Below are 10,903 nucleotides of genomic sequence, written 5' to 3' on the forward strand. Positions count from 1 at the left end.
GCAATACAACCACACCCTGCAACAGGTTTTTCTAAGGCGCCGCCTTCACCAGTCGGCGGAGCAGGTAGAAGAGGCCGACGGTGAGCAGGAATCCGACGGCGCTGATCATCACGATCTGTTCGACCGTGTCGGCCTGGGACCCCGCGAACACGTAGGCGGCGCAAATCGGGATGGTTCCGATGAGGGTGAACGCCATGAACGTCCGGAACGACACCCGGGAGACGCCGGCGGACACCGACACCGTTTCCGCCATCATCGGGATTCCGCGCGCCACACCGAAGAACCAGGGCCCGAACTGACGGCCCCAGCGCCGCATCTCGGTCAGCTCCTCGATGGTCACCACCCGGCGCACCAGCCACGGGCCCGCGAACCGCCCCAGGGCGTACCCTGCGGCAGAGGAACCCAGGGATCCGACGATCGCGAGTGCCAGCCCGAAGGGCAGGCCGAGTGCCGTTCCCGCCAGCACGATGAGCGGAGTGGACGGCACGGGCAGCAGCACGTCCACGACGAGCAGGGCGAAGATCGCCGCCGCCGCCCACACCGGGTCGATGCCGCGCACCCACGCGACCACTCCGTCGAAGTCGATGAGGTCCAGTGCCTCGAACACGATCCAGCTCAGCAGCACGAAGCCGAGCACGACGGCCGGTATCCACTTCCACCGAACGCCCGTCTCATAACTCATCGGGTGATGGTCGCCCACGTAGATCCGCCGGACAATCCGCCAGTGGCGCAGGTTCCGCGAAGGGACACTCATGAGTGACGATCTCGTGCCTTTTCTGGGGCACTGGGTGCTCGATCCGGCACGCTCCGCGTACACCGGCGGTGATCCGCCGCGCAGCGGGCACCACGACCTGAGGCTCGACGGCGACCGGCTGGTGGTCTCGATCGAGGGCGTGCTGGGGTCCGGTGACCCGATCCGCACCGGGTACACATTGGACCTCTGGCAGGACACGCCGATGAGCGTCGGCAAGGTCGACCGGGTGCGCACGGTCGTCGAACCCCGCCGCTTCTGCACCATCGCGTACGCGGGCGCGCAAGCGGTTGCGCGGTCGTGGCGCATCCTCGGGCACCTCAACGAGATGACGATCGTCCAGTCAGCGCCGGACCACTTCGGCGTCTGGCGCGACGACGTTTCGGTGTACCGCAGGCAGTTCTAGGAGGAACGCGGCCTGAACACCGTGACGACGACGCGCAAACCCAGCAGCACGCTGATGATCAGCAGGTTGTAGCCGAACACCTGGTACAGCCCGATGCCGGAGGCGACCTGGGGACCGCTGGACGAGCCGAGCAGCAGCACCGCCATCACGCCTGCGGTCGCACCCAGCACGGTCAGCATGACCTGGTGCAGCAGGCCGGTGATGAACGACCTGTCACGTTCGTCCGCGAAGAGCCGCATCGACATGCTCAGCCGGCCCTGTTCGAGCGCCCCGCTGATCCGGTCGACCCGCCGCGGCAGCCGGCGCAGCATCGGCAGCACGGCCTGCAGCTCCTCGGCCATCGTCGCCTTCACCGACTCCGGCGTGAGCCGTTCGGAGATCTGCTCCGCGGCGAACGACCGCGACTCCACGACGATGTTGAAGCCCGGCGCCAGCACCGCGAGCGTGCCCTCCAGCGTCGCCAGAGCGCGGAACACGGCCGCGATCTCGGGCGGGACGCTCAGCCTGAACCGCGACACGATCAGGAACAGGTCGCCGAACATCTCGACGTCCGGCCGCATGCCCGCGCCGAGGTGCCGGGCCATGAACTGGCCCAACGCGCGCTCCAGCCGTTGTTCGTCGATGTCCTCGGGTCGTGAGGTCAGCTCCAGCAACGCGTCGGTGAGGCCCGCCGGGTCGCTGCGGTCGATCGCGAGCAACAGCCGTTGCAACGCCGAACGCAGTGAGGAGTCGATCCGCCCGACCGAGCCGAAGTCGAGCAGCCCGAGCCGTCCGTCGGCCAGCAGCAGCACGTTGCCGGGGTGCGGATCGGCGTGGAAGACGCCGTCCAGCATCACCTGGCGCAGCACGAACCGCAGCAACGTCCGCGCGAGCCCCACGTCTTCCGCGGCGCCGCGCAACGGGACGCCGTCGAGCCGGTCCATCACGAGCACGCGCGAGGTCGACAGGTGAACGTGCGGCAGCCCGACGGACGAGTCCGACGCCGCCGCGACGGTCGTGATGTTGCGCGCCTCGATCTTGAAGTCGAGCTCCTCGCGCAACGCCGCCGCGAACCCCGCCGCGAGGTCGCGCACCCCGAGCGCCGAGCCCCACCGCGTGCGCTGCAACGTCTCCGCGAGCCGCGAGACGATGTCCAGATCGCCCTCGGCCGTTGCCCGCACGTCCGGCCGTTGCACCTTCACGACCACCTCGGCGCCGGACTTCAGCACGGCCCGGTGCACCTGCGCGATCGATGCGGCCGCCAGCGGTTCGGGATCGACCTCGGCGAACGCGTCGAGCCCGACCTCGGCGTCGAGCACCGCCCGCACCTGGTCCCACTTCGCCGCCGGCACCTTGTCCTGGAGCAGGCTGAGCTCCTCGACGAAGTCCTCGGGCAGCAGGTCGGCCCGCGTCGACAGCACCTGGCCGAGCTTCACGAACGTCACGCCCGCGTCCTGCAGTGCGAGCCGCAACGACCGCGCGAGGCCCGTGGAGGTTCGCTCCCGGCCGCGCAGGTAGGGCCCCAGACCGTGCCGGAACGCGATCGCGGTGATCCGCGAGTACCGCCGGGTTCGCGCGATCCGGCGGCGTGCCATGCCCCACCACTCGGTCGGCGGCGGGATCGACCCGGTCGGCACGATGATCTCCGCGAACGCCAGCAGTGCGATCACCGCGAGGATCGAGATGCCGAGCTGGAGCGTGACCAGGCCCGCCGACGGCTCGGCGGCGGTCTCGCCGAACGCGCTCTGGGCGACCGACATCGCGAGCAGGCACGCCAGCGCGGTGCGGATGAGGCCGATGCGCAGGCCGAGGATGCGCCGCGCGGCCAGGGCCATGCCCAGGACCAGCAGCAGGAACGTGATCGGGAAGCCGATCGTGTAGACGAGGAAGTCCCCCATGATCGAAGCCTAGGCACGCCTCTTGACTCAGGCAGGCCGCTCGCGAAAGATCCGATGAATCGCCGCCAGCGAAGACCCGACCGCACAGCGAAGTGAGGTGCTCGGAAGTGGTCGAGCTCAACCGGCGTACGGTGATGGCAGGCGCACTAGCTGGGGTTGCGAGCAGTGCTCTGGTTCCGGCGGACGCTTTCGCGGGTGATGCGTTCAGTTGGAAGGACTTCATCGGGTCATCCGATCTCATCTGGAAGAAGATGCCCTCGACGTGGTTCGAGGGCCCGTTCCTCGGCAACGGCTACCTCGGGTCCGGCATCTACGCGGAGCCGGGCGCGAACGCCGTCCGCTTCAACGTCCAGCACTCGCAGGTGCAGGACCACCGGCCGGAGTTCGGGGCGTTGTTCGGCCTCGCCCGGCTGCCGATCGGCTACTTCACGCTCGAACCCGTCGGCGCGATCACGGCCGTCGACTGGCGGCTCGACCTGTGGAACGCCGAGCTCACCGGCACGATCACCACGGCGGCGGGCAGCCTGCGGCTCAGAGCGTTCGTGCACACCCGCCGCGACGTGTACGCGATCGACGTCCAGGCGAGCGAGGGCGAACGGACGTTCCGCTGGGTCTTCCACCCGCTCAAGGCGATCAGCCCGCGCACCGACCCGAAGTGGGGTCGTCCGCCGCCGCCCGGCTTCACCGACAACCCGCCCGTGCAGCTCACGAACGCCGATGACGTTCAGCTCGCCGTGCAACCGTTGAACGCCGGCGGCGAGCACGTGACGGCGTGGCGCGAGGTCACCCGCGGCACTCGCAGGACGCTCTTCACCAGCGTCGCCTGGTCACATCCGGCGAAAACCGCGGCCCGCAAGGCGATCACGCACGTCCGGTGCGGCTCCATCGACGCGCTGGCCGTCGACCACCGGCTGTGGTGGCACGACTTCTACCGCAGGAGCTTTCTGTCCATTCCGGACAAACGGCTGGAGTCGTTCTACTGGATCCAGCTGTACAAGTTCGCGTCGGCGGCGCGGAAGGAGGCGCCCGCGATCGCGACCTGCGGGCCGTGGCTGGAGAACACGCCGTGGCCCAACACGTGGTGGAACCTCAACGTGCAGTTGGAGTACTGGCTGATCCACGGCTCCAACCACGTCGACTTCGACGCGGTCACGTACTCGGCCGACCGGTACCGGGACGTGCTCGTCGAGCAGGTGCCGGCGCAGTACCGGCACGACTCGGCCGGCGTCCCGCGCACCACCGACACCGTGCTGAACAACGGCGCCGGGATCGGCAACTCCGGTTATGGCGTGGGCGTTCCGGGGCAGGAGACGCCGACACCGGAGGTCGGCAACCTCACCTGGACGTTGCACAACGTCTGGCTCACCTACCGGCACACGATGGACGACCGCGTGCTGCGCGGGGTGCTCTTCCCGTTGCTGCGCAGGGCGATCAACTACTACTTCCACTTCCTGTTCAAGGGTTCCGACGGGAAGTGGCACCTGCCGATCACGTTCTCACCCGAGTACGGCGTGAACGCGCCGGACTGCACCTACGACCTCGCGTTGCTCCGGTGGGGCTGCCGGACGTTGCTGGAGGCCGCGAAGTCGTTGCGCGTCAACGATCCGCTGATCCCGAAGTGGCGGGACGCGCTCGCGAACCTCACGCCGTACCCCGTGGACGCCAACGGGTACATGATCGGCGCCGGGGTGCCGTTCGCGAAGTCGCACCGGCACTACTCGCACCTGCTGCAGATCTACCCGCTGTACGAGGTGACCTGGGAGGACCCGGCGCACCGGCAGGTCATCGAGACGTCGCTGAACCACTGGATCAGCTTCGAGGGCGCGTTGCAGGGCTACACGTTCACCGGGGCCGCGTCGATCAGCGCGCAGATGCTGCGCGGTGACCAGGCCGACCACTACCTCGGCGAGCTGATGCGCCGGTACATCAAGCCGAACACGATGTACCAGGAGTCGGGGCCGGTCATCGAAACGCCGTTGAGCGCGGTGCAGTCGATGTACGACATGCTCTGCCAGAGCTGGGGCGGCGTGATCCGGGTGTTCCCCGCGGCGCCGTGGCCGGACATCGCGCTCGACGACTTCCGCACGCAGGGCGCGTTCCTGCTGTCCGCGTCCCGGCAGAACGGGGTCACGCGGTGGATCCGGGTGCGCAGCGAGGCCGGTGCGCCGTGCGTGGTGCGCACGGACATCAAAGATCCGGTCGTGCGGGATCGAGTCGGCAGGCCGAGGCGGTTCTCGGTGCTGCCCAACGGAGATCTGCGCATCGACCTGCGCCGCGGTGAGGAAGCGATCATCCACCGCAGCGGTGACAAGCCTGATCTGTTGGTCGGACCGGTGGGCGGATCACCGGTCTTGCCTTGGGGTCTACCTGGTTAGGGCGCTGCCGGTGCCCCGTCGCGACGGCGGTGCGGCGGGACACCGGCACACGCGGTCCGTCAGAAGTCGAAGACCTTGCCGGTGAACGCGCGCACGACGCACGGGTTCGAGTACACCTGCTGGAAGTCGATCTTCTTGTTGCGCCACTTGCCGCGCAACGTGGCCTTGGTGGGGTTCAGCTCCATCGTGCACATCGCCCCGGTCTCTTCCAGTCTGCGGAAGTCGCCTTCGACGGGCATGAGCTGGTCGCACGCCGTCTCGGCGTTCTTGTGCAGGCCGCCTGCCGGTTCGCAGTTCAGCTGCGTGGTGCTGAGCGTGCCCATCTCCGGCTGCAACGAGAGCATCAGGCCGGAGGCGGGCAGGAGGTGCTCTGTCAGGGGCGCTGCCTGGGCCGTCCCGGGGATGAGCGGGGCGGCCAGCGCGAGACAGGCAAACAAGATTCGGGTCCTTGCCATGCCACCACTCTGGCGCGGCAAGGACCCGGAATTCCAACCAACTGAGCGGTAAACACCACATCGTGTAAACCGCCGAAAGTGCGTGCAACTAGACGCCGGTCGATTCCGTCCCGGCGAGAGCGGCGGCCACCTGCTTACCCACCGCTTCCATTCCCCTGGCATTCGGGTGAACCGGGAACGCGAGGCTCGTCGGGATGATGCCTTCGACCCACTTGTCCCACGGTGCCGCACACGTATCGCGACCGGAACTGATGTCGTAGGGGTTCACGAACGTGGCACCCGCAGCTTTGGCTTGGGTGCTCAGCATTCCGTTGAGGAGCTTCTGGACGTTGTCGAGGTACGGGACGTCGCCGCGCGAGATCGGGACGATCGGCCAGCAGCCACCGGAGGACGGCAGGATCCTCAGGTAGCCCACGACGACGATCCTGGCCTTCGGGCTGCGCTGCTTGATGCCGGCCAGCACGGCGGCCACCTTGGCGGCGGTGGCGTCGACGCGCTGGGCCAGCGAGTCGCCGTAGTTCGCCTTGCAGGGCGCGCCGTGCGGGTCGAGCACGCTCTTGCCGGCGCAGGTCAGGATGATGTCGGAGAAGCCGATGTCGTTGCCGCCGATCGAGACGGTGACGAGGTCCGTGTCGGCCTTGAGGGCGGAGAACTGGGACACCGACTGGCCGGGGATGCCCGTTTGGACACCGGCCATGTCCTTGGTCTGGGCGCCGCCGCAGGAGATGTCGGTGAAGTTCGCGATGCCGAGCCTCTTCGCGAGGACCGACGGGTAGTTCTGGGTGGACTTGAAGCAGCTCAGCGGATCAAGGCGCTGCAGGGGGATGAACGGTCCGGACACGAACGAATCGCCCAGCGAGACGTAGTTCCGGTACTTCGGCGCAGCGGTGGCGGTCGGGACCAGAAACGCTGCTATCAGGGTCGCTAGCAGGGAAACAACAGTCACTCGGCGCGTCATTGCTACCTCGTTACTGAAGAGTAGGAACGTAGGACGAAGGGTGACCGGACCATTGCGCAGTGTCAATCCCTCCACCAGGCTGGAACGATGACGGGGGTACGCAAAGTGGCGGCCGCTTCGGCGGTCGGCAACACGATCGAGCTGTACGACTTCCTGCTCTACGGCACGGCGTCGGCGCTGGTGTTCGACAAGATCTTCTTCCCGCAGTTCGACTCGCGCGTGGGCGTGCTGCTCGCGTTCGCGACGTTCGGCGCGGGCTTCTTCGCCCGGCCGTTGGGCGGCGCGGTGATCGGGCACCTCGGCGACCGGATCGGACGCCGGTCGATGCTCGTGGTGACGTTGTCCGTGACGGGCCTGTCGACGGCGCTGATCGGCCTGCTGCCTACGTACGCCCAGGTCGGCATCCTCGCGCCGATCCTGCTGGTGCTGCTGCGGGTCGTGCAGGGCTTCTTCATGGGCGGCGAGCAGGGTGGCGCGTCGCTGATGGCCGTCGAACACGCGCCGCCGGGGCGGTGGGGCTGGTACGGCAGCTGGGTGTTCATCGGGTCGCCGGTCGGGCTCGTGCTGGCGAACCTCGCGATGTACGCGTCGTCGCGGGCGTCCGGGGACGCGTTCCTGTCGTGGGGCTGGCGCTTGCCGTTCGTGTTCTCGATCGTGCTGGTCGGGATCGGGCTCTACATCCGGTTGCGAGTCACGGAGTCGCCGCGGTTCGAACGGGCCGAGAAGGCGCGGATGCCGATCGCCGAGGTGCTGCGGGACCGGTGGCGCGTGGTGCTGCTCGGGGCCGGCGTGAACCTCGGCTTCACGATCTTCATCTACGTGCTGAGCGTGTTCATGATCGGGTACGGGCGCACGGCGTTGAAGATCTCCGCGGACGACCTGCTGGTCGCGACGATCGTGGGGTCGATCGCTCAGGTCGTTGCGGTGCCTGCTTTCGCGCTGTTGTCGGACCGCATCGGGCGGTTGCCGGTGATGTTCGGCGGGGCGGTCTTCCAGGCGGCGTTCGCGTTCCCGTTGTTCTGGCTCACCGACTCCGGCTGGTTCACGTTCGCGATGGTGCTCGGGTTCGTGGGCTCGGCGGCGTTGTTCGGCCCGTCCGCCGCCTACTTCGCCGAGCTCTTCCGGACGCGCGTGCGCTACAGCGGGGTGGCGTTGAGCTTCCAGCTCGGCGCGGTGCTGGGCGGCGGGCTCGCGCCGTTGGTCGCACAGTCGTTGCTGCGCACCGGAACCTGGGCGATCGCGCTGTACCTGATCGCCGGTGCGGTGCTGTCCGGCGTGTGCCTGCTCGTGATCGGGTCAGCGCACGAGGCGGAGCCGGCGGGTGGCGAGTCCGACGCGCAGCCGCTGGCCCCAGCCCAGTCGTAGCGCGTCGCTCTCGATGCCGTCGCCGAACGCCACCAGGCCGTCGGTCTCCACGTCGATGTCCAGCGGTGCGCGGGTGATCTCGCCCTCGGTGTGGTCGATGCTCGTGGTCGGCGACGGCCAGGCCTCCCGGACGAACCAGACGAGCCTGGGTTCGGTCGGGGTGGGGAGCTGGATGGCGCTCTTCCGCTCGCGGTGGGCCGAGCTGCACCAGCCCGTCGAGCCCGTGCCGGTGCCGATCAGGATTCCGGACGACGCCTGGCGTTCCGGGCCGATGCGGTAGCGGCTGGTCTGGTGCGTCGGGTGGCCGACGTAGATCTCGTTGAGGGCGTGCAGGGTCTGACCGTCGTCGGTGGTCGCCTCGACCATCGTGCGGTCTTCGGTGTCGCTCGTGTTGTGCAGGAGTTGCGCGGCGTCGGCGGGGGCGTGCCGCGCGAGCACGCCCCGGTCCGGGTTGATGCCGATGACGGGCTGGCCGTTCAGGTACTTGGCCACGTTGGCGACCAGTCCGTCCTGACCGACGATGACGACTACGTCCTCGGGCGCGAACAGGAACCGCGACAGGTCTTCCCGCTCGACCACGCCGCGGCGCCAGTCCAGCGGGATGGCGGCGCTGACCTCTCCCAGCGCTTGCCGGGCCTGCTGGTCACGGTCCACCACCTCGTCCAGGGTTCGGTTGCGGGACTTGAGGAAGAACTCGACCTGCCCTCGCGTCCCGTGTCGTGCCAGCAACTCTGTCAGCTCGGTGCGTCGATGCACCAGCACAATTCGCGGGGCGAGGCTCATCGCGCGAGCCGGTTCAGGATCGGCTGGATGAGGTCCGGCGTCAGCGTGATGCTGCCGATCTCCGGCAGGTTGCCCGCGAGTTCCTTGGCGGCCAAGGCGTACAGGGTCTCCTGCGGGACGTCCCGGTAGGCGTCGAGCCGTGCCTTCTCGCCCGCTGCCTCGGCTTCCGCGAGCTTGCGGATGCCCTCGGCCTTGGCGTCGTCGGCGATCCGCGCGGCACGGGCGTGGTCCTCCGCCTGCTTGAGGGCGTTCGCACCTCGTTGCACGACCAGGAGCTCTTCGCGCTTCGCGAGCTCGATCTGGTTCTGCAGCTCGTTTTCGCCGATGGCGCGTTCGCGTTCCACCGCGATGGCCCGGCGTTCGTAGGTGGCCTTGTCGGCCTCCTGCTGGACGCGTTCCCGGACGGTGGTCTGGAGGGCCTTCTCCATGTCGGCGTCCGGGCGGATCGCCACGACCCGGACGTCGATGATCTCCAGGCCGATGTGGTCGGCCTTCAGGTTCTCGCGGACCTGCTGCTTGACGCGTTCCACGCCGGTCTTGATGGCGGTGTCGAGGTCCAGGTTGCCGAGGGTCTTGAGGGCGTGCTGCTGGGTGCTCTCGGTGAGGGTGTTGGCGATCTGGCTCAGCGGGTCCTGGCGCCACGTGCCGGTGTCCGGGTCGATCGAGAAGTCGATGCGCTCGGTGGTGATCTCCGGGTTGGTGCAGCGGTAGGTGATGGTGAGCTGGACCGTGACGTCCTGGTAGTCCTGGGTTCTGGCGTGGAAGAGCATCGGGAGCTCGCGGTCGTCCACCGGGACCTCGCTGATCACGGCGGTTCTCGGGCGGAACCAGAAGCTCAGGCCGGTGCCCTCGTGGACCAGCGCGCCCTTCCGGACGTGTCGGATGTGGACGGTGGGGGCGCCGCGGAGGTGGCGGAGTCCGGGGTACGTGCTGATGTCGGCCATCGTCGTGCTCCTTCGTGCTTATCGTCGTATTGACGATAAGCCTATAGTGGGTGGGGTGTACTCGCCAAGTGATTTCCCTCCCTTCGCCGTCACGGTCGACCTGGTGGTGCTGACCGTGCGCGGGGACTCGCTGTGCGCGCTGCTGGTGCGGCGGGGGGAGGCGCCTTTTCTTGGCGAGTGGGCGCTGCCTGGGGGGTTTGTGCTGGTCACCGAGTCGTTGGACGTCGCCGCTGCTCGGGAACTGGTCGAGGAGACCGGGGTGGCCGGGTTGCACTTGGAGCAGCTCGGTACCTACGGGGAGCCTGCTCGGGATCCTCGGATGCGGGTGGTGTCGGTCGCCTACCTGGCGCTGGCGCCCGACCTACCGGTGCCGGTGGCCGGAACGGATGCCGCCGCTGCCTCGTGGGAACCGGTCTCGTCGGTGTCCTCGTTGGCGTTCGACCATGCGCGGATCTTGGGGGACGGGGTGGAACGGGCTCGGGCCAAGCTGGAGTACACCGGGCTGGGGGCGGAGTTCTGCGGGCCCGAGTTCACGGTCGCGGAGCTGCGGCGGGTGTACGAGATCGTCTGGGGGAGTTCGTTGGATCCCCGGAACTTCCATCGGAAGGTGACCGGGGTGGAGGGGTTTCTGGTGCCGACTGGGGAGTCGACCTCTCGGGATGGGGGAAGGCCGGCCGCGCTGTACCGGCGTGGGGGTGTTGGGGTGCTGCACCCGCCGTTGGTTCGGGTGTCGGGGCCGTAGGTTGGTTTGCGTTCGTCCCGTAGGTGGTTGAGTTGCGTTGGCGGGTTTCTGTTGCGTGCTTCCCCTGGGGCTCTGCCCCAGACCCCGGCAATCTGATCAGGGGGTAGCGCTGTGGGCAGGCTGATGGCACGCCTGTTTCGTAGGGCGGCTGCCTGTTGCGTTGTTGGTTGCGTTGGCGGTGGGGTCCCATCACGAGTCGAGCCAAGAGCGGGCCACACCTGGACGGGTCTGTCAAACAGACGAAGAG

The 10,903-nt window shown here is 68.2% G+C and carries 10 protein-coding genes; 4 read left to right on the plus strand and 6 right to left on the minus strand.

The features are described 5' to 3' along the window. Positions 1-31 precede the first annotated feature (31 nt). Entirely contained in the window at positions 32-682 is a 651-nt protein-coding gene (locus ACFWNN_RS34745) for a TVP38/TMEM64 family protein (RefSeq protein WP_382444181.1), read from the minus strand. Between the two features lie 70 nt (positions 683-752). On the opposite strand from ACFWNN_RS34745, the gene ACFWNN_RS34750 reads away from it, so the two are divergent. Then, the gene (locus tag ACFWNN_RS34750) at positions 753-1,157 is read left to right on the plus strand and encodes a hypothetical protein (protein ID WP_382444182.1); all 405 of its coding nucleotides are present in this window, start codon (positions 753-755) and stop codon (positions 1,155-1,157) included. On the opposite strand, the gene ACFWNN_RS34755 is transcribed toward ACFWNN_RS34750, so the two are convergent. Further along, the gene (locus tag ACFWNN_RS34755; RefSeq protein ID WP_382444183.1) at positions 1,154-3,034 is read right to left on the minus strand and encodes an ABC1 kinase family protein; all 1,881 of its coding nucleotides are present in this window, start codon (positions 3,032-3,034) and stop codon (positions 1,154-1,156) included. The two genes, ACFWNN_RS34750 and ACFWNN_RS34755, sit on opposite strands and share 4 nt — an antisense overlap. Positions 3,035-3,168: 134 nt before the next feature. On the opposite strand from ACFWNN_RS34755, the gene ACFWNN_RS34760 reads away from it, so the two are divergent. Beyond that, positions 3,169-5,409, plus strand: a complete 2,241-nt coding sequence (locus tag ACFWNN_RS34760; protein ID WP_382444192.1) for a Tat pathway signal sequence domain protein — start codon at positions 3,169-3,171, stop codon at positions 5,407-5,409. A gap of 59 nt (positions 5,410-5,468) precedes the next feature. On the opposite strand, the gene ACFWNN_RS34765 is transcribed toward ACFWNN_RS34760, so the two are convergent. Then, positions 5,469-5,864 carry an SSI family serine proteinase inhibitor gene (locus ACFWNN_RS34765; protein WP_382444184.1) on the minus strand — a complete coding sequence of 132 codons (396 nt, stop codon included), beginning with the start codon at positions 5,862-5,864 and terminating at the stop codon, positions 5,469-5,471. 88 nt (positions 5,865-5,952) lie between these two features. Beyond that, a complete protein-coding gene (locus tag ACFWNN_RS34770; RefSeq protein ID WP_382444185.1) occupies positions 5,953-6,822 on the minus strand; it encodes an SGNH/GDSL hydrolase family protein in 870 nt (289 codons plus the stop codon). 87 nt (positions 6,823-6,909) lie between these two features. Here ACFWNN_RS34770 and ACFWNN_RS34775 point away from each other — a divergent pair, with 87 nt between their 5' ends. Continuing rightward, entirely contained in the window at positions 6,910-8,187 is a 1,278-nt protein-coding gene (locus tag ACFWNN_RS34775) for an MFS transporter (protein ID WP_382444186.1), read from the plus strand. Here the strand turns inward: ACFWNN_RS34775 and ACFWNN_RS34780 are convergent. Together ACFWNN_RS34780 and ACFWNN_RS34785 are read right to left on the minus strand one after the other, a co-directional pair. Then, entirely contained in the window at positions 8,119-8,943 is an 825-nt protein-coding gene (locus tag ACFWNN_RS34780) for a hypothetical protein (RefSeq protein WP_382444187.1), read from the minus strand. The genes ACFWNN_RS34775 and ACFWNN_RS34780 overlap by 69 nt on opposite strands. Before the next feature lie 23 nt (positions 8,944-8,966). Next, entirely contained in the window at positions 8,967-9,914 is a 948-nt protein-coding gene (locus tag ACFWNN_RS34785; RefSeq protein ID WP_382444188.1) for an SPFH domain-containing protein, read from the minus strand. Between the two features lie 55 nt (positions 9,915-9,969). Here ACFWNN_RS34785 and ACFWNN_RS34790 point away from each other — a divergent pair, with 55 nt between their 5' ends. Further along, positions 9,970-10,656, plus strand: coding sequence for an NUDIX domain-containing protein (locus tag ACFWNN_RS34790; protein ID WP_382444189.1), 687 nt, complete (start codon positions 9,970-9,972; stop codon positions 10,654-10,656). The last annotated feature ends 247 nt before the right edge of the window (positions 10,657-10,903 follow it).

The organism is Lentzea sp. NPDC058450 (assembly GCF_042721395.1).
Lineage (GTDB): Bacteria > Actinomycetota > Actinomycetes > Mycobacteriales > Pseudonocardiaceae > Lentzea.

Excerpts from the sequence above, each read along its gene's own strand:
- ACFWNN_RS34745 (WP_382444181.1), bottom strand. The coding sequence starts at position 682 with ATGAGTTATGAGACGGGCGTTCGGTGGAAGTGGATACCGGCCGTCGTG.
- ACFWNN_RS34750 (WP_382444182.1), top strand. The coding sequence starts at position 753 with ATGAGTGACGATCTCGTGCCTTTTCTGGGGCACTGGGTGCTCGATCCG.
- ACFWNN_RS34755 (WP_382444183.1), bottom strand. The coding sequence starts at position 3,034 with ATGGGGGACTTCCTCGTCTACACGATCGGCTTCCCGATCACGTTCCTG.
- ACFWNN_RS34760 (WP_382444192.1), top strand. The coding sequence starts at position 3,169 with ATGGCAGGCGCACTAGCTGGGGTTGCGAGCAGTGCTCTGGTTCCGGCG.
- ACFWNN_RS34765 (WP_382444184.1), bottom strand. The coding sequence starts at position 5,864 with ATGGCAAGGACCCGAATCTTGTTTGCCTGTCTCGCGCTGGCCGCCCCG.
- ACFWNN_RS34770 (WP_382444185.1), bottom strand. The coding sequence starts at position 6,822 with ATGACGCGCCGAGTGACTGTTGTTTCCCTGCTAGCGACCCTGATAGCA.
- ACFWNN_RS34775 (WP_382444186.1), top strand. The coding sequence starts at position 6,910 with ATGACGGGGGTACGCAAAGTGGCGGCCGCTTCGGCGGTCGGCAACACG.
- ACFWNN_RS34785 (WP_382444188.1), bottom strand. The coding sequence starts at position 9,914 with ATGGCCGACATCAGCACGTACCCCGGACTCCGCCACCTCCGCGGCGCC.